The sequence below is a fragment of the uncultured Thiodictyon sp. genome (assembly GCA_903837595.1).
Classification (GTDB): domain Bacteria; phylum Pseudomonadota; class Gammaproteobacteria; order Chromatiales; family Chromatiaceae; genus Thiodictyon.
This window is the reverse complement of sequence record CAILVI010000505.1, coordinates 1-19116: the sequence shown is the minus strand read 5'-3', so window position 1 is coordinate 19116 and position 19116 is coordinate 1. Positions and strand designations below refer to the sequence as shown.

The following is a 19116-nucleotide window of genomic DNA, read 5'->3' as shown; positions in this document are numbered from 1 at the left end:
CGCGCTGAGTGGCTGCTCCAGACCCTCGCGCTATTCGTGGACTCATTGCCTCGGCTGGGCTCATGTGCTGCATTGTTCGTCGATCCTCGCACCGCGACCGGCGCTCCAGCGGCGCCCGGCCCAGTGCCGCAAGCGGTCCAGATACAGATAGACCACGGGCGTGGTATACAGGGTCAGGAGTTGGCTGACGGTGAGACCCCCGACGATGGCGATACCCAAGGGCATCCGCAGCTCGCCGCCCTCGCCGCCGCCGATGGCGAGCGGCAGGGCGCCAAACAGGGCGGCCGTGGTCGTCATCATGATGGGCCGAAAGCGCAGCAGGCAGGCCTGATAGATGGCCTCCTCGGGTCCCAGGCCCTGGGTACGCTCGGCATAGAGTGCGAAGTCGACCATCATGATGGCGTTCTTTTTCACGATACCGATGAGCAGTATGACCCCGATCAGGGCCATGATGGTGAAGTCGAGTCCGAATGCGAGCAGGGCGAGCAGGGCGCCGACCCCCGCGGAGGGCAGCGTCGAGATGATGGTCAGCGGGTGTACATAGCTCTCGTAGAGGATGCCGAGCACGATGTAGACGGTAACGATCGCCAGCAGGACCAACCAAGGCTGCGACTCGAGCGAGGCCTGGAAGGCGCGGGCGGTACTCTGGAAGCCGCCGTGGATCGCGACCGGCATGCCGATCTGCCGGCTGGTCTCCTCCACCACGCGCACCGCGTCGCTCAGGAACCGGCCCGGCGCCAGATTGAACGTGATGGTGCTGGCGACAAACTCACCCTGGTGATTGACCGCCAGCGCGGTGGTGGTGGGCGCATAACGGCTGAAGGCGGCCAGGGGCACCTGGGTGCCGGCCGGGGTGCGCACCTCAATTAGCGCGAGCGCGGCCGGCGACTGCCGATACTGCGCGGCGACCTCCATCACGACGTGATATTGGTTCAGCGGTTCATAGATGGTCGATACCTGGCGTTGGCCGAAGGCATCATTGAGGGTGGCGTCGATGAGCCGGGGCGTCACCCCGAGGCGGCTCGCGGTGTCCCGATCGATGGTCAGGGTGGTTTGCAACCCCTTATTCTGCTGGTCGCTGTTCACATCGGTGAGCTCCGGGCGCTCACTCAGGGCGCGCTCGAGCCGCCGTGTCCAGGTCTGGAGCTCGGCCGCGTCGTCCCCCTGGAGCGTGTATTGATACTGGGAGGCACCCGCGCGCCCGCCCATGCGGATGTCCTGGACCGACTGGAGATACAGGTTGACGCCCGGAACCTGGGCGAGCTGGCGGCGCAATCGGCCGATAATTTGGTCCGCCGAAACCCCGCGTTCCGCCAGCGGTTTGAGTGTCACGAACATATTGGCCGTATTGCGCTGCCCGCCGCCGGTGAAGCCGACCACATTTGCCACTGCCGGGTCGGTGCGCACGATCCGCATCACCTCGGCAAACTTCACACTCATGGCCTGAAAGGAGATGGTCTGATCCGCCTGGAGCGAGCCGTTGAGCCGCCCCGTATCCTGCTGCGGAAAAAAGCCCTTGGGCACGATCATATAGAGGTGGACATTCAGCGCCACGGTGGCGCCCAGGATCAGCATGATGAGCCGCGGGTGGCGCAAGGCCCAGCCGAGGCTCACGCGGTAGTGGCCGTGGAGCCACGCGAAGCCGCGCTCCAGTTTGCCCATGAACCGCCCCGGTGGCGACTCCGCTTGGGGCCGCAGCAGCCGGGCGCACAGCATAGGGGTGGTGGTCACCGAGATGACCAGCGAGATCAGCACCGCCACCGACAGGACCACCGCGAATTCGCGAAACAGCCGGCCGACGATCCCGCCCATCAGCAATACCGGGATGAACACCGCGATCAGTGACAGGCTCATGGACAGGACGGTGAAGGCCACCTCCCGCGCCCCCTGCAACGCCGCCTCCAGTGGCCGCAGGCCGCGCTCGATGTGGCGCGAGATGTTCTCCAGGACCACGATCGCGTCGTCCACCACAAAGCCGGTCGCAATGGTGAGCGCCGTCAGCGACAGGTTGTCGATGCTGTAGCCGGCCAGATACATGACGCTGAAGGTGCCGATGAGTGACACCGGCACCGCGATGGCGGGGATCAGCGTGGTCCGTACGTTGTGCAGGAACAGGAACACCACCAGGATTACCAGGGTGATCGAGACCCCTAACGCCAGCTCGACATCGTCGAGTGAGGCGCGGATGGTCCGGGTGCGGTCCATCACCACCGCCAGATCGATCGTGCCCGGCAGCGAGGCGCGCAGCAGCGGCAACTGGTCCTTCACCCGCTCGACGGTCGCCAGGATATTGGACCCGGGCTGTCGCGACAGGATCAGCAGCACCGCCGGGCGGGAGTCGGCCAGGCCCGCGTTGCGCACATCCTCCACCGAGTCGACCACCTCGGCCACATCGCGCAGCCGCACGGCCGCGCCGTTGCGATAGGCGAGGATGAGCGGGGCAAAGGCCTCCGCCGTCTTGGCCTGGTCGTTGGCCTCGATCTGCCAGTACCGCGTCGCGTCCTCCAGCGCACCCTTGGGCCGATTGGCATTGGCGGCGCCGAGCGCGGTGCGCACGTCTTCCAGGCCGATGCCGTAGCTGTTGAGCGCATTGGGGTTCAGTTCCACCCGCACGGCGGGCATCGAACTGCCGCCGATCCGGACCTCCCCGATGCCCTCCACCTGGGCGAGCTTCTGGGCCAGGATGGTCGTGGCGGCATCGTACATCTGGCCCCGGGTCAGGGTGTCGGAGGTCAGCGACAGGATCATGATCGGCGCGTCCGCCGGATTGACCTTGTGGTAAGTCGGATTGCTTGGCATGCCGGTCGGCAGGTCCGCGCGGGCGGCGTTGATGGCCGCCTGGACGTCGCGCGACGCGCCGTCGATGTCGCGATCCAGATCGAACTGAAGGGTCACCCGGGTGCTACCCAGCGAACTGGAGGAGGTCATCTCGGTCACGCCAGCGATGCGCCCGAGCCGCCGCTCCAGTGGCGTGGCCACGGTGCTCGCCATCACCGTCGGGCTGGCGCCGGGCAGGTTGGCGTGCACCGAAATGGTCGGGAAATCCACCTGGGGCAGCGGCGCGACCGGCAGCAGCGGGAAGGCAAAGGCCCCCGCCAGTGCCAGCCCCAGAGTCAGCAGGGTGGTGGCGACCGGCCGGCGGATGAACAACTCGGTGAAGTGCATGTCATTCTTTACACGAGGCGAAGCTTTGGCTCAGGCCAACGGGCTGGCAACCGTGAACGAAGCCGCGAAGGTCATGCTGGCCCGTTTAAAATAAAGCGGATTAACAGGACATTATAGGGTTAGCAAATATCATGAAGGGAACGGCCAACATGCCGACGATCCTCCTGATGCTCGCGGGGGACAAGCGAGTCGACACGGTAGCGCCGGAAGCCCTCAAGGAAAATGGAAAAACTGAGAATCTCCACCCCCGGCGAGCGTCCGACCGCGCGGTCTTGATCAGCAGTGCGGCCGCCCTACCCCTGGTGACACCACGCTAACGGTGTCATGCATGTGTTGGGCGCTCTGCGCCCCGAGGCCCGCGGCGGGAGTTATGATCAAGGCCAGCGGTGGCATACCAAGACATGGCCGGGAGCTACCCGCTGCACTGGACGATTCCGAAAAGCAAACCGATCCCAGCTTCAGGTTCCGCACTTGGTCCATTTGCCTATGCGTGTTCCATGGCCATGGTTCATTTACGTTTTTCGCCAGTTAATTCGCCTTCCAAAATAAAATCCCGGTAATATTGCGCGCTGGCTTTGAGGGTGCGGCGCTGAGTGGCGTGGTCGACGTGGACCAGTCCGAAGCGCTTGGCATAGCCCTCGGCCCACTCGAAGTTGTCGAGCAGGGACCAGGCGAAATAGCCACGCAGGTCCACCCCTTGCTCGAGGGCGGCCCGGGCGGCGGCCAAGTGGGTACGCAGATAGTCGACGCGGTCCGGGTCCTGGACCTGGTTGCCGACTGGTGCTGCGTCGTCGAAGGCTGCGCCGTTCTCGGTGATGTAGAGTGGTAAGTCACCATAGCGCTGTTTGACCCAGAGCAGCGTCTCGGTGAGCCCCTCCGGGTAGACCTCCCAGTCCATGGCGGTGAGGCGCCGCTCGGGCGGCGTGATGCGGGTGGCGGCGCAGGGAATCTGGGTGGGGTCGTGACGGATGAGGCCGCGCGAATAGTAATTGATCCCCAGAAAGTCCAGCGGTGCGGCAATACGCCGCAGGTCTTCAACTGGGAAGCGCGGCCAGTTCGAGCCAAAGATCACCGCCAACTCGTCTGGGTATTGGCCGCGCAACAGGGGGTCCAGGAACCAGCGGTTGATAAAGTGGTGGCGACGCTTGGCGGCCTCCCAGTCCAGCGGTGAGTCGGTGGCCGGGTGCTGGGGCTCCAGGTTGAGGCTGATGCCGATCTGGTGGCGACCCAGTTCCCGATAGGCGGCCACGGCCTCGCCATGGGCGCAGAGTTGGTGATGGGCGACCCGCGGCGGCTCGGCGAGACTCCGGCGTCCGGGGGCGTGCTCGCCGCTCAGATAACCCAAGACAGTACTGACCCAGGGTTCGTTGAGCGTCACCCAGAGACCAACCCGGTCATCGAGTGCTTCATAGAGCATCGCCGCATAGTCGGCGAACCACCGGGCGCTGTCCGGATTCAGCCAGCCGCCACGCGCCTCCAAAGCCTCCGGCAGGTCCCAATGGTAGAGTGTGAGCATCGGTTGTATGCCGCGCTCCAACAGGCCGTCGACCAATCGCTGGTAGAAGTCCAGCCCCTTGGCATTGACTCGCCCGGTCCCATTGGGCAGAACCCGCCCCCAGGCGACGCTGAAGCGATAGGCGGTGAGGCCCAATTCGGCCATGAGGTCCAGGTCCGCAGGTAAGCGGCGGTAATGATCGCAGGCGCGATCTCCGGTGTCGCCGTTGACCACCGCCCCGGGCCGGTGGCTGAAGCCGTGCCAGATACCCGGACCAGCACCGTCTGCCAGGGGTGAGCCTTCGATTTGATAGGCGGAGGTCGCGGTACCCCACAGGAAGCCGGGGGGGAAGGGCTGGTCTGCCGACATCGGAGCCTCGCGCAACGATTAGAAAAAGGATTCGTCCATCATCTGGACTGGTCAAGCCAGGTTAACCCTGAGTCACCGCGTCCTGCGGCTTGGCCGCGATGCCTGGGAGCGCGGCGAGGGTCCAGTGACCGTCGCGGTGGATGGTGAGCAGCTGGTCGTAGAGTGCGGTGTCGTCGTCCTCCTCGCCTAGGGTGACATAGGTGATGTCCCGCTCCCGCAACAGGCACAGCAGTTCATCGATCTGGGCCTCGCTCAGCGAGCGGCTGGGGTGGTCGAGAAAGACGAACGCGGGCTCCGCCAGCAGCACGCGGGCAAAGGCGAGGGTTTGCTGCTCGCCCAGCGACAGGAGCTCACTCCAATTCTTCTCGCTGTCCAGCCCGCCGGCGCGCTCGATCGCCGCCACCAGCCGAAGTTGCCGCAGGCAGTTGAGGATGCCCTCGTCCGAGAAGCGTCGCCCCCCGTTGGTCTTGGCTTTCGGCACCGCGTCGGCGACGACGCCATGATCCGCTGCGCCCGGCAACAGGACCTCCCGCAGGGTCCCCGGCGGGACATAGGGGCGCTCCGGCAGGAACAGCAGATCGTCCGGCTCGGGGCGCGTGATCTCGCCCTCACCTTGGTTCCACAGGCCCGCGGTGGCCCGGAACAGGGCGGTGCGGGCGGAGTCATCGGCGACGCGAATCAGCACATGGCTATGTAAGGGTAGCGACACCGTCAACTCCTTGACCAAATGGCGCCCGCTGCGAGGCGACCGCAGTGTCAGACGGTCGAAGGCAATCAGGCCACAATCGGTACAATAGGCGATCGCCGGCGAGGTCGGTTCCGCAGCGGCCTCCGTGGCGTCGGCCAGTGCGCCCAGGCGGGCGATGACGGCGGTGTACGCAGAGATCGATTGAAACTGGGTGACAATCAGAGAGAAGGCCCCGATCAGGTGGCCGAAGGCCATGGCGGACTGGCTGATGACCCCGAAATCGGCGTGGCCGTTGATGAACAGCGGCGCGACCAGCAAGGCCGGGATGATCTGGATCATATAGTTATAGCCGGTGGTGAAGAAGCCCAGACGGCGATTGACGTCGATGATGTGGCGGAAATTGGCAGTCAATCGCTCCAGGCGGTCCTGGAGCCGTTGACGCAGCCGCTCCTCCTGGCGTACCAGGGCGATGGCTTCGGCGTTTTCCCGCACATGAACCAGGCGCGCCCGGAAGTTGGCCTCCTTGTCCGATTGGTCATAATTGAGCTGGATCAGGGGGCGACCGAGATAAAATGAAAAAATTGACCCCGCCGCAGCATACAGCACCGTGACCAACAGCAACAGGGGGCTGATGGACCACATGACACCGGCAAAGGCGATCACCGTAATGGTGGCGTTGAGGATCATCAGGACGAACGACAGGGTCGTGGCGGTCAGCGAGCGGATGTCTTCCGCAATCCGCTGATCCGGGTTCTTCAGGTCGCCGTAAGCGTTCATCCGGAAGAAAATATGGTCGCCCATGTATTTGTCGATCGCGCGCGCAGTCAGCCACCGGCGCCACAGCAAGCCGAGCCGCTCCTCACAGTAACGGTGAAACACCGCGATCGCGGTCGAGATGCCAAAGACGATGATGTAAAGTAAGGCATACTTGATAAAGTTGCCCATCTCCTTGCTCTCGATCGCCGTCATGAAATCGCGGGCGACATAGCTGTTGACGACGTTCAGTGCGCTGATGCTGAGCAGGAAGAACACCAGGAGTGCGGCGAAGCGCTGGGCCTTGGGGCCGGCCTCCGATCCGAGGAGGGCCTTGACCATGCCCCAGAAGCGCGGCCAGGCGTTTTTGTTGATTGAGACTTGGAAGTGCTTCATCGCTGGGTGCAATCTACCTGGTGGGGCGGGCGTCTAGGGCGGGGGGCATGCCGATCTGCTCACGGTCTCACGCTCGGCAGGCCGCGGCAACGGCCAGCGATGACACCCGGCGGGGGCCAGTATACCCTTGTGCCTGGGACTGGCCTAAAGTTTGGCCCGCTGACCGCCCGCAGATCCCCTTCGACGTCGTGGGGGCCGCGGCTCACCGCCTCGCCCCGGTCCTGGTCAGGCGCCACCGAAGCCACATCAATCATAACAATCGATCAGGAGTCGTCACGATGCAGGTCCGGGTTCTGGATGTTCTCGCCGATCCGGCGAGTTGGCTGGCGGTAGCCGCGGGCGAGGCCCGACTCACCATCACCGCTGAACCCGGGCCCCAGGGTCCGGTCCTGCGACTGGACTTCGACTTCCGGGGCGGTGGCGGTTTTGTGGTCGCGCGCCGCCAGCTCGCCCTGACGCTGCCGGAGTCCTACGCCTTCCGTCTGGATCTGCGGGCCGAGGCGCCCGCCAATATCTTCGAATTCAAGCTGGCAGACCCGGCCAACGTCAATGTCTGGCGTTACCGTGAGCTCAATGGTGCCTTCGTGCCCACCCGGCGCACCCTGGACATCAAGGGGCGTGAGTTCGACTACGCCTGGGGACCGGCCGGCGGCGGCGCACCGCGGGAGCTCGGCGCCATCGAGTTTGGTATCGTCGCCGGTGTGGGCGGACGCGGCACGGTGTGGCTCAGTGACCTGTGTCTGGTAGATCGTACCCTGGAGCTGCCGCCGCGCGTCAGTGCCTCAAGCCACTTGGCGGGCCACCCGCCGGCGGCCGTTCTGGACCTGTGCGCTGACACCTATTGGTGCCCGCAACAGTGCGCGGCTACGGCGCAGCTGACCATCGATTTTCACGAGCCGCGCGAGTACGGCGGGCTCGCGTTGCGCTGGGCGCCCGACGCCCAGGGGTGTTCCTTCGCGGTCCGGGCCAGCGACCACGTCGGCGACGATCCAACCGGCGACCCGGCCGATTGGCGGACCCTCTATGATGCCTGCGACGCCGCGGGGGCCGCTAGCCTCGTCTACCTGCCGCGGGGTGAGTCGCGCCTCCTGCGCCTGGATCTCAGCGCCCATGCGGGCGCGCAGCTCCCCGGTCTGCATCGGCTTGAGGTGCTGCCCTACGATGCCTCGCGGACCCTGGCGGATTGGTTCCACACCATCGCCCAACGCTCGCCACGGGGGTACTATCCCCGCTGGCTGGGGCGCGAGCAGACCTATTGGACCCCGGTCGATTGCCCGGACGGTGCGCTGTCCGCGCTGGTCAACGAGGACGGCCTGGTGGAGCTGGAGGCGGGCAGCTGCAGCCTGGAGCCCTTCCTGTATCTGGACGGCCGGTTGCTCACCTGGGCCGATTGCGCCATCACCCAGACCCTGGAGCAGGGTGAGTTGCCGATCCCGTCCGTACACTGGCAGTGCGGTGAGCTGACCCTGACCACCACGGTCTTTGCCACCGAGCAGCGTGGGGAGCGTCGACTCTTCATTCGCTACCGCATCGAGCATCAGGGGTCAGCCGCGCGGACCTTAAGCCTCTTTGCCGCGGTGCGGCCGTTTCAGGTTACGCCTCCCTGGCAGGCCCACCAGACGCTGGGCGGCCCCAGCCCGGTGCGCTCACTGGCCTTTGCGGATGGTGCCCTGTGGGTGAACGGCGAGCAGGCACTAGTCCCGCTGGGGCCGGTCGCCGCGGCCGGTCTCGCCTCCTTCGACCAGGGACCGATCACCGACTACCTGGCCCGCGGTGAGCTCCCGACCGAACTCGCTATCACGGACGGCTTCGGCTTCGCCTCCGGGGCACTGCGCTTCGACCTGGACCTGGCGGCGGGCGGTGCGGCCGAGCTGTTTCTGGTCGCCCCCTTTGGTGCGGTCGCGCCCGGTACCCTGCACCGACGGGTGCCGACGGACCTCTCCGGGCCAGCGGAATTCGAGCGGGCGGTGGCCCAGTGGTCCCAGGTCCTGGGGCGGGTCCACTTCGACCTGCCGGCGCCGGCCGTCGACGCCGGCCGGGCCTGCAAGACCGCCATTGCCCATATCCTGATCAACCGCGACGGCCCTGCCCTGCAGCCCGGCCCGCGCCGTTATACCCGCTCCTGGATCCGTGATGGGGCCGTCATGGGCGCCGCCCTGGCGCGCCTGGGCTGCCCGGCCGAGGCGGTGGCCTTCATCCGCTGGTATGCCCAGTTCCAGCGCGCGGACGGCAACGTCCCCTGCTGCGTGGACCGCACCGGGGTGGACTGGCTCGCGGAGCACGACAGCCACGGCGAGTTCATCTTCGCTGTCGCCGACTGTTTCCGGTTCACCGCCGATCTGGGCCTGGTGCGGGACCTCTGGCCCCAGGTCCAGCGGGCGGTCGGGTACATCGAGGCCTTGCGCGCCGAGCGCCTGACCGAAGAGTACCGCGACGGCGAGCATCGGGCCTGGTTCGGCCTGCTGCCCGAGTCGGTGAGCCACGAGGGTTATTTGGCCCAGCCGGTCCATTCCTACTGGGACGACTTCTGGGCGCTGCGCGGCCTCAAGGATGCCGCCGCCCTGGCCGCCGCATTGGGCGAACTGGCGCAAGCGGCGCGGCTCGCCGCCCTGGCGGCCGACTTCCGTGCCACCCTGCTCGCCTCGATCGCGCTGACCATGGCCGCGCGGGGCATCGACTACTTGCCGGGCTCGGTGGAGTGGGCGGACCAGGACCCGACCGCGGTGGCCAATGCACTGACCGTGATCGACGAATTCGCGGCCCTGCCGGCGGCGGCCATGCGGCGTACGTTTGAGCGGTTCTTGGAGCGCTTCCGTGACATGCACGGGGGGGGCGCGTCCTGGACCAATTACACGCCCTATGAAATCCGCATCATCGGTGCCCTGGTGCGGCTCGGCTGGCGGGCGCAGGCCCATGAACTGCTGGACTTCCACCTGTTGGAGCGCCGCCCGCCGGCCTGGAACCAGTGGCCCGAGATCGCCTGGCGCGACCCGCGCACCTCGGGCCACCAGGGCGACCTGCCCCATGCCTGGATCGGGGCCGAATACGCCCTGGTGTTTCGCGACCTGTTCGCCTACGAGCGGGGGGCGGACCAGTCACTGGTGGTGGGGGCCGGTATCCCGGAGCACTGGCTGGCGGCCGGGCCGGTGGCGGTCACTGGCCTGCCGACCGCCTATGGTTGCCTGGATCTCCGGCTTACCGCCACCACGAACGGCGGTCTGACCCTCGTCCTGGGGGGCGACCTGCGGCTACCGCCCGGGGGCATCCGCTGCGCCCTGCCCGGGGTGGGGCCCGCCTGCCAGGTCCTGGTCAACGGCGCACCTGGGGCCTTCGACGCTGCGGCCGAGATCGTCGTGGCCGCCCTGCCGGCGACCGTGACCCTGACCCGCCCGGCCTGACGTGGATCGACCGTCAGGTCGTCGTCCCGGCCGGGATGCCGGGACTTACGAACAGGGATGACCTCTCGCGACCCGCGCTGACTCGCCGCAGTGGTGGAATGCGTTGCGCAGTCCCTTCCAATTCCCGGAGCACCCGTAGTCAATGAGCACCGACCAATTCGCTGACCCCCAGGCCGCCGCGGCACCGATCCATCGCCTGTCCAATGGGCACTACGAGGTGCAGATCGCCGACACCGGGGCCGGTCAGTCCAACTGGGATTGGATCGCACTCACGCGCGGCCCGGCCGACGCCGTGCAGGACGGTCTCGGCAGTGTCCTCTACCTGCGTGACCTGGATGACGGGCATTTCTGGTCACTGGGTTACCAGCCGACCCGCACGCCGACCCCGGTCTATCGCACCGAGTTGGCGGACGGCTGCTTTATCCTGGAACGGGAGGATGACCGGATCGCGGCCCGGCTCACCGTCAGCGTGGATGCCGCGGCCGACCTGGAGCGGCGCCACCTGACCCTGACCAATCGTTCCGGCCGGCCGCGGCGCCTGGAGGTGACCAGCTATCTGGAGGTGGTCTTGCACCACCCCGCGGCGGACGCTGCCCACCCCGCCTTCGCCAAGCTCTTCGTGGCGACGGAGCGGGACGCCGCGACCGGCGCCCTGCTGGCGCGGCGCCGTCCGCGCGCCGCGGGCGAGCACTGGCCCTGGTTGGTCCATGCCCTGGTGGGCGCTCGGACGCAGCAGTGGGAGACCGACCGGATGCGCTTCCTCGGGCGCGGGCGGACCCCTGCAGCCCCTGTCGCCCTGCTCGGGCGTGCGCCGCTCTCCGGTAGCGTCGGCAATGTACTGGACCCGGTCTTCAGCCTGCGTACCCGGGTGGAACTGGCCGCCGGTGCCTCGGCCGAACTGCTGTTCCTCACCGGCGCTGCACCGGACCGGACGTCCGCCCTGGCGCTGATTCCGCCTCCCGCTGGGAGCGCCGAGCTTCAGCTCAGCGATGCACCTGTTGCTCCCCAACCGGCAGCGCCTGCCGAGTCTGCGCCTGACGGCCCCCCCAACGGCTATGGCGCCTTCTCCCCCGACGGCCGTGAATACGTGATCGAGCTGCGCCGCCAGTCCGACGGCACCTTGCGCCGACCGCCCCTGCCCTGGATCAACGTCATCGCCAACGAGACCGTCGGCTGCCTGGTGAGCGAGGTGGGCGCCGGTTACACCTGGGCGCGCAACAGCCAGGCCAACCGTCTGACCCCCTGGTCCAATGACCCGGTGAGCGACCCCTTCGGTGAGGCCCTCTATCTGCTGGACCAGGAGACCGGCGAGTGCTGGTCCCCGCTGCCCGGTCCCCGCCCGGCCCCCTGTGACTACCACGTCCGCCACGGCTTCGGCTACTCCGTCTTTCGCTGTGACTATGCCGATCTGGTCCAGGAGACGACCCTTTTTGTCCCCCGCTCGGACCCGCTGCGGGTCCTGCGTCTCACGTTGACCAATCACGGCAACCGCCCCCGGCGCCTCACCATCGTCTCCTACCAGCAGCTGGTCATGGGCAACCAGCCGGCCAGTCCGAGCCCGATCCACACCGCCTACGATGCCGCCCGTGACCTGCTTACCGCGACCAACCCCGCGGCCGGGGACTTCGCGGACGGAATGGTCTTCGCCTTTGCCGTCACCGGCGCCGTGGACACTACCAGCCACACCGGTGACCGCGCTGCCTTCATCGGTCGCCACGGGGACCTGGCCGATCCCGCTGCCCTGCGTCGGCGTCATCAAGTGCCCACCAGCGCCTTGCTCGACGGCACCTGCGGCGCCGGTCTCGACCCCTGCCTCGCCCAGCAAATGACCTTGACGCTCGCCCCTGGCGAGACCTTGCAGGTGAGCTTCCTGCTCGGCGAGAGCCTGAGCCAAGCTGACCTGGATGGGCTAGTCGAGCGCTACCGCCAGCCCGGTGCCATCGACCAGGCACTGGCCGTGGCCAAAGGGTTCTGGGTCGATCTGGTCGGCCGGCTCCAGGTCGAGACCCCCGTTCCGGCCATCGACCTCATGCTCAACGGCTGGCTGGTCTACCAGAACCTGAGCTGCCGCATCTGGGCGCGCTCCGCCTTCTACCAGTCCGGCGGCGCCTTCGGCTATCGCGACCAACTCCAGGATTCCGCCGCCCTGGCGATGCTGCGCCCGGATCTCACGCGCGCCCAGATCCTGCTCCACGCCGCCCACCAGTTCGTCGAGGGCGATGTCCTGCACTGGTGGCACGCCGCCCCCATGGAGTGCGGCCTGCGCACCCGCTTCGCCGACGACTTGCTGTGGTTGCCCTTCGTCACCAGCCACTACATCCGGGTCACCGGTGATCGGGCGATCCTGGACGAGTCGGCACCCTATCTGCGTGCACCAGCCCTCGCGCCGGGGGAGGACGAGACCTTCCTGAAGCCCACGCCGAGCGGAGAGTCCGGCGACCTTTACGACCACTGCTGCCGCGTCCTCGACCGCTCGTTGACACTCGGGGTCCACGGCCTGCCGCTGATGGGTACCGGCGATTGGAACGACGGGATGAACCGCATCGGCCGGGAGGGGCGCGGGGAGAGCGTCTGGATGGGCTTTTTCCTCTATCGCTGCCTGGGCGATTTCCTGCCGCTGTGCGAGGCGCGCGGCGATGCGGCGCGGGTCACCCGCTATAGCGACTATCGCGCCGTGCTGGTCCTGGCCCTGGAGGAGTCCGGCTGGGACGGCGCCTGGTACCGCCGTGCCTACTATGACGACGGCACGCCGCTGGGTTGTGCCACGGATGACGAGTGCCGCATCGACGCCCTAGCCCAGTCCTGGGCGGCCATCTCCGGTGCCGTCCCCCGTGCGCGCTCTGAGCAGGCCCTTGATGCACTGGAGGCAGAGTTGGTCAGCGAGGACGAGCGCCTGATCCGACTCCTGACCCCGCCCTTCGTCGACACCCCCCAGGACCCCGGCTATATCAAGGGTTACCTGGCCGGGGTGCGGGAGAACGGCGGCCAATACACCCATGCCGCCTGCTGGGCCGTGATGGCCATGGCCGAACTCGGGCGCACCGAGCGTGCCGCGCGGCTGCTCGCGATGCTGAGCCCGGTCTCACACACCGCCACCGCCGAGGCCGTTGCGACCTATCGGCTGGAGCCTTACGCGGTGGCTGCCGACATCTACGGCGCCGAACCCCACGTCGGGCGCGGCGGCTGGTCCTGGTACACCGGTTCGGCCGGCTGGATGTATCGGGCCGGCATCGAAGCGGTCCTGGGGCTGCGGGTAGAGGACGGGCGTACCCTGGTCCTGAAGCCCTGCATCCCCGCTGACTGGCCGGGGTTCCGCATCCATTACCGGCTGCCCGATGGCCGGACCGCCTGTGAGATCGTCGTCGACAACAGCGCCGCCGGTGATCGGGTCGTCGCCGCCAGCATGAATGGCCAGCCATCCGAGGTCAGCGAGGGGGCGGCGCGGGTCACGCTTCCGGAGGCGGGTGGCACCTTCCGCTGGGAGGTCCGACTCGGGTAACTCGGCTCACGCCGCCTCCATGTCCTTCACCTTCTCCCCCATCGGCGTCATCCGCTCGCCCTACACCGACAAGTTCGGTATCCCCCGTCAGCCGGGGCTGGTGACGGCCGCCCAGGCCTACCTGGAGTTGTTGCCGGCCTTTGCCCGGGAGGAGGCATTCACCGGGATCGCGGGCTTCTCCCACGTCTGGCTGATCTTCGTCTTCCACGCCGACTGTCTCACCGCCGGCTGGCGCCCGACGGTGCGCCCGCCGCGCTTGGGCGGCCGGGAGCGGGTGGGGGTGTTCGCCAGCCGCGCCCCGTATCGGCCGAACCCGATCGGGATCTCCGCTGTGGAGCATCAGGGGCTCGAGCGCACCCCGGCCGGGCTGCGCCTGCGTTTGTGTGGGGTGGACCTTTTGGACGGGACCCCGGTATTGGACGTGAAGCCCTATGTCCCCTACGCCGACTCACTGCCCGCGGCGCGCTCGGGGTTTGCGGTGAAAGCCGACGCGGCGGACGACTGGACGGTGACCTTCAGCCCGGTCGCGGCGGCGGCAATCGCCGCCGCCGATCCGGACGGCAGCCGCCAACTGCGTCTGCTCATCACCCAAGTCCTGACCCAGGATCCCCGCCCGGGCTACATGGACCGCTATCCCGATCGGGAGACCTTCGCCCTGCGGCTCTATGACCACACCGTCCACTGGCAGGTGCAGGGCCGTACCGCCCTGGTGACCGCGGTGGGGCCAGACTCCAGGCCGTCCTGAACCAGCAACACAACTGTGCCATTTCGGCCCGAACGCCGCAATCCAGGCCATGGACGATACCGTTCGCTCAGGCATGATCTCTCACTTTGCCCCCTAAGTCAGCGGTCGCAAGGGTTCGCCAGCAGCGTCAGTGTGGGCTATGCCCCTGATAGATGAGTGGAAACGGGTCGCTGGATATTCCTATGGGGGGGGCTGTGTGATAAGGTAATCCATATGCGCGTCCCTGATTGAACCGTGCCGGGTAATAGCATGCACAAGATACATAACACAGTAGCAAGATTCACGTGTGCATTTTTCCTTATTTGCACTACCTATGCACATGCGGAAAAACTAGGCGAACTCAAGTATGTGAGGAATGGTGTTACGATTCATCTAAGTTTTGAGCGCAAATATACTTTAATCGCTATAAACAATAGATCCAGGCATAGCATCCTGATCACTCCCGAAAATTTCAAGATAGTAACTAAGTCAGGGGATTTGAAGAGGGTTTGTGGGTTTAATGAACAACAGCCGATGGGGCTTGGATTGCCAATGACGCCGGTATTGGTTGCGCCTCGCGAGCGTAAGCTTGCGATTGTTTCGTATTGTTCTGCGGCGACGACGTCCTATGTTATACCCGATAAGATAAAGATCAAAAGTATTCGTATCGGAAAACTCCGTTTGTATCCCAACAAGGCCACCAGGTTGATCGGCGACCGGTACGAAAACACCATATTTTAGGCTAGCGCCCAGCGCGTCGGGTGCGGTTCGTGCTGCACCGCACTTGGTCCAGGTCGGGTGCCAGGTGCTAGAATGCCGGGCTTTTCCAGCCGCGGCCGGCTTGAAGTATCCCCGCCAGTAGCGCGGTGCGATGCGCCGGTGGCGAGGCAAGACCGCCCGGTCAGCTCCGGGTGCACCAGCGTGAAGGAGATCCCAACGATGGCCGGGCATAGCAAATGGGCCAATATCAAGCATCGCAAGTCCGCCCAGGACAAGACCCGCGGCAAGGTTTGGACCAAGCTGATCCGGGAGGTCACGGTGGCGTCGCGCTCCGGCGGGGGGGACCCCGGCTGCAATCCGCGCCTGCGCCTGGCGGTGGACAAGGCCTTCCAGGCCAACATGCCGCGGGACACGGTGGAGCGCGCCATCAAGCGCGGCAGCGGCCCCGCCGAGGGTGAGGACTATGAGGAGATTCGCTACGAGGGCTACGGCCCGGGCGGCGTGGCGGTGATGGTCGACTGCATGACCGACAACCGCAACCGCACCGCCGGCGAGGTCCGCCACGCCTTCACCAAACACGGCGGCAACCTGGGCACCGACGGTTCGGTCGGCTATCTCTTCACCAAGCAGGGAGTGATCAGCTTCCAGCCCGGTACCAGTGAAGATCGGGTGATGGAGGCGGCACTGGAGGCCGGCGCGCAGGACGTCGTCGTCAACGACGACGGTTCCATCGACGTCATCACCGATCCTGACGAGTTCACCGCCGTGAAGGACGCACTGACCAAGGCCGGGCTCGACACCGAGGTGGGCGAGGTCACCTTCAACGCCTCCACCAGCGCCGAACTGGACCGGGACACGGCCGAGCGGATGCTCAAGATGGTGGACGTACTGGAGGATTGCGACGACGTACAGGCGGTCTACCACAATGCCGATATCTCCGATGAGATCATGGCGGCGATCGATGGGTAATGAACCGCGTAGGATGGGCAAAGCCTAGCGTGCCCATCCTCCCCGCCGTGACGTTAAGGCACCGTATCCTTGGCATCGACCCCGGCTCGCGCAACACCGGCTTCGCCGTGATCGACACCGACGGTCACCACAGCCGCCGCGTGGTGAGCGGCTGTATCCGGGTCGGTGGCGAGCCCTGGCCGGCGCGGCTGGGGCTCATCTTCGACCGGGTCGCGGAGATCGTCACCGAGCATCGGCCGCACGACATGGCGGTGGAACAACTGATCTTCGCCCGCGACCCCACGGCCGCGCTCAAGATCGGCCAGGCGCGCGGCGCCGTCCTGTGCGCGGGCCTGAAGGGTGGCGTGACCGTGCATGAATACAGCCCCAAGACCGTCAAGCTCGCGGTGGTCGGCACCGGTGCCGCGGAGAAGTCCCAGGTGCAGCACATGGTGAGGGTCCTGCTGACACTGCCCGATGAACCGGGTGAGGACGAGGCGGACGCCCTGGCCATCGCACTCTGTCACGCCCATTCGATGGGCATCCCGGCGCGCAAACGCGCCGCCGCCTCTTGGCGGGACTGGCGGCCATGATCGGCCGGCTCAAGGGCCAGATCCTCGGTAAGCAGCCGCCCCACCTGCTGCTGGACGTGAACGGCGTCGGCTACGAGTTGGAGGCGCCCATGTCCACCTTCTACGAACTACCCCCGGTGGGCGACACCGTCACGCTGGTGACCCATCTGGTGGTGCGCGAGGACGCCCACTGTCTCTACGGCTTCGCCCGCGTGCGTGATCGGGACCTCTTTCGCGCACTGCTCAAGGTGAGCGGGATCGGTGCCCGCATCGGGCTGGCCATCCTCTCCGGCATGGACGCCGCACGCTTCGTTGCGTGCGTGGAGCAGGAGGATATCACCGCACTCACCCGCGTCCCCGGTATCGGTACCAAGACCGCCCAACGACTGGTGGTGGAACTGCGCGACCGCCTCGACGGGGTCGGTGCCGGCTTGGCCACAGTGGCTGCCGCCAGCGCCGCCAGCGCCGGCGCGGTTCCCGGTAGTCCCCCCGGCGCCCTGGCCGACGCCGTCAGCGCACTGATCGCACTCGGCTACAAGCCGGCCGATGCCAACCGCATGGGCCGTGCCGCCGACGACGGCACCAAGACCTCGGAGGAGATCATCCGCGCCGCCCTGCGCGCGGTGAATCCTACCTGATACAGAGAAGCGCAGATCCCGTTACCATTTGAGCGTTGGCACGAGTCGAAAAAATAGACAGGATTAACAGGATGTTGCAGGATTTACAGGATATGTCGTTATCGCACGTCGCAGTCAGAAATCCTGTTAATCCTGTTAATCCTGTCCATTTTCCTGCCGCTTGTTCCATGGCCGGAGTGGTGTCGGGAACTCTGTTTCGTCGCATTAGCTTCCCGGGTAGAGGTCCGGCAGCGGACCAGCGGCCGCCCCGTCAGCGGCGCGTTCCTGCGCCAGCAGGGCGGGTTCCAGGACCTGCCAGGCGGCGGCGCCGTCCCAGGTCTGCCCGGCCGGGGCGTAGATGGCCCGATCGATCGCCTCAAGCCAGCCGGCTGCGTCCGCACCCAGGCGGGCGCCGAGTTCGCCCAGACCGGCCGGAGGGTGCCGCGGCCAGCGTGCCTGGCCCCAGTTGAGCAGCGCGGTGCGGGCGGCCCGCAGATCGCCCGCGGCGCACGCCTGACGGGCCTGGGTCCGGGCGGCGCGGATGGACTCCACCTGGGGGGCGGGGACGCTGGGGTGCGCCGCCCCGACGCCTTGCTTGCGGCGCACCGCCCAGCCCAGGGTCAGCAGCCAGGCGAGGCCGAAGCACAGTGCGAGCCAGGACCAGGGCGCGTGGGCCTCAAGCCGGGCGATAAGCCCGCCGCCCGCGGTCTCGCCGCCGCCTAAGGCCGCTGGATTCGCCGCTGGCGGCGCGGGCTCCGGCACGGGCGCCGCGGTGGGGGCCGCGGCCGGCTGGCTCGCGGCCTGCTGCGGGGCTGGTGCGGCGGGTGCGCTGTCGTCCGGCGCGACCTGGACCGTGCGTTCGGGGATGACCGCCACCCGCGCCTGATCGGTGGTGGTGTCCCACCAGTTGAGGCGAATCTCCGGCAGTGTGAGTGCCCCGGCGCGGGTCGGGACCAGGGCGAGCTTCAGCGTCTTGAGTGCGGTCGGGGCCGGGCCCGAGAGGTCTTCCGTCTTGGGCGGCTCGGGATAGACCTTGGCGCCGGCCGGCGTACCGGCGTCAAGCGTCGGCAACTGGGCCGCGCCGGCGCCCCGGGCGGTGATCACCAGGGTTCGGGTGACCGGCTCGCCGACCCGAAAACGGGGTGGGGACGGTGTCCATTCGTCGGAGAGTTGCACCGATTCGGCGGGCAGCCAGGTGGTGGCGCCGATGTCCGGCTGGGGCCGGATCTGGATGGTGCGATCGGGACCGCGCTCGATCACCCGGTGCCCGGTATTCTGGTCCAGCAGGTCGGGGAAACCCGGTCCGAAGTCACTGAAGTCACCGAAGGGGCTGCGGCGCCCCGCACGGGCGTCCGGCATCAGTGCCTCCAACCGCGGCCCGCTGATGGTGAGCGCGCCGCTGCGCTGCGGCGTCACCAGGTAGCGCCGCTCCACCACGCTGTAGCGCTGCCCGTCGACCTCCTCCTGGTAGTTCTTGTCCTCCCCCTGTCGCTCCAGCGTGGCCCCCTCCACCTGTGGGTCGCCAAGGACCGCCCGTCGCGGCTGCTCCCGAAACAGCACCCGCACCCGATAGGTGAAGGACTGCTGGACATAGGGCTTGGTGGTCTCGATTTGGGTGTCGACGAAGATCGGCTTGGGCGCACTGCCCGCGTTGGCTTGATCCGCCGACACCTCCTCCACCGTCAGCGCCTTGCTCTGCCGGCCGCCTTGGGAGAGTGGCGGGTTCTCAAGCTTGCCGGCCCGCCGCGGGGCCAGTTCCAGGGTCCATTCCT

Annotated in this window: 11 protein-coding genes; 7 read left to right on the top strand and 4 right to left on the bottom strand. The window is 67.1% G+C overall.

Features of this window, described 5'->3' with window-relative positions:
- Nucleotides 1-60 precede the first annotated feature (60 nt).
- The gene (locus QZY44_RS30390; protein WP_295456523.1) at nucleotides 61-3165 is read right to left on the bottom strand and encodes a multidrug efflux RND transporter permease subunit; all 3105 of its coding nucleotides are present in this window, start codon (nucleotides 3163-3165) and stop codon (nucleotides 61-63) included.
- A gap of 149 nt (nucleotides 3166-3314) precedes the next feature.
- Between QZY44_RS30390 and QZY44_RS30385 the strand changes: the two genes are divergently transcribed.
- A complete protein-coding gene (locus QZY44_RS30385) occupies nucleotides 3315-3482 on the top strand; it encodes a hypothetical protein (RefSeq protein WP_295456521.1) in 168 nt (55 codons plus the stop codon).
- Between the two features lie 191 nt (nucleotides 3483-3673).
- On the opposite strand, the gene QZY44_RS30380 is transcribed toward QZY44_RS30385, so the two are convergent.
- Nucleotides 3674-5029, bottom strand: a complete 1356-nt coding sequence (locus QZY44_RS30380; RefSeq protein ID WP_295456520.1) for a GH1 family beta-glucosidase — start codon at nucleotides 5027-5029, stop codon at nucleotides 3674-3676.
- 61 nt (nucleotides 5030-5090) lie between these two features.
- On the bottom strand, nucleotides 5091-6866 hold the full coding sequence (locus QZY44_RS30375; protein ID WP_295456519.1) for an ABC transporter transmembrane domain-containing protein: 1776 nt from the start codon (nucleotides 6864-6866) through the stop codon (nucleotides 5091-5093).
- A gap of 278 nt (nucleotides 6867-7144) precedes the next feature.
- Between QZY44_RS30375 and QZY44_RS30370 the strand changes: the two genes are divergently transcribed.
- From QZY44_RS30370 to ruvA, 6 genes are all read left to right on the top strand, one after another.
- Nucleotides 7145-10264 carry a discoidin domain-containing protein gene (locus tag QZY44_RS30370; protein WP_295456517.1) on the top strand — a complete coding sequence of 1040 codons (3120 nt, stop codon included), beginning with the start codon at nucleotides 7145-7147 and terminating at the stop codon, nucleotides 10262-10264.
- 142 nt (nucleotides 10265-10406) lie between these two features.
- A complete protein-coding gene (locus QZY44_RS30365; RefSeq protein ID WP_295456516.1) occupies nucleotides 10407-13763 on the top strand; it encodes a glycosyl transferase in 3357 nt (1118 codons plus the stop codon).
- 19 nt (nucleotides 13764-13782) lie between these two features.
- The gene (gene tsaA, locus QZY44_RS30360; protein ID WP_295456515.1) at nucleotides 13783-14508 is read left to right on the top strand and encodes a tRNA (N6-threonylcarbamoyladenosine(37)-N6)-methyltransferase TrmO; all 726 of its coding nucleotides are present in this window, start codon (nucleotides 13783-13785) and stop codon (nucleotides 14506-14508) included.
- Between the two features lie 918 nt (nucleotides 14509-15426).
- Complete coding sequence (locus QZY44_RS30355) at nucleotides 15427-16176, top strand: YebC/PmpR family DNA-binding transcriptional regulator (RefSeq protein WP_295456513.1); 750 nt, start codon at nucleotides 15427-15429, stop codon at nucleotides 16174-16176.
- 29 nt (nucleotides 16177-16205) lie between these two features.
- Nucleotides 16206-16748, top strand: a complete 543-nt coding sequence (gene ruvC / locus QZY44_RS30350) for a crossover junction endodeoxyribonuclease RuvC (RefSeq protein WP_295456511.1) — start codon at nucleotides 16206-16208, stop codon at nucleotides 16746-16748.
- On the top strand, nucleotides 16745-17365 hold the full coding sequence (gene ruvA, locus QZY44_RS30345) for a Holliday junction branch migration protein RuvA (protein WP_295456508.1): 621 nt from the start codon (nucleotides 16745-16747) through the stop codon (nucleotides 17363-17365). Before ruvC ends, ruvA begins: the two co-directional genes overlap by 4 nt.
- Before the next feature lie 204 nt (nucleotides 17366-17569).
- On the opposite strand, the gene QZY44_RS30340 is transcribed toward ruvA, so the two are convergent.
- A partial coding sequence (locus QZY44_RS30340; RefSeq protein ID WP_295456506.1) for a protein BatD occupies nucleotides 17570-19116 on the bottom strand: 1547 nt, incomplete at its 5' end.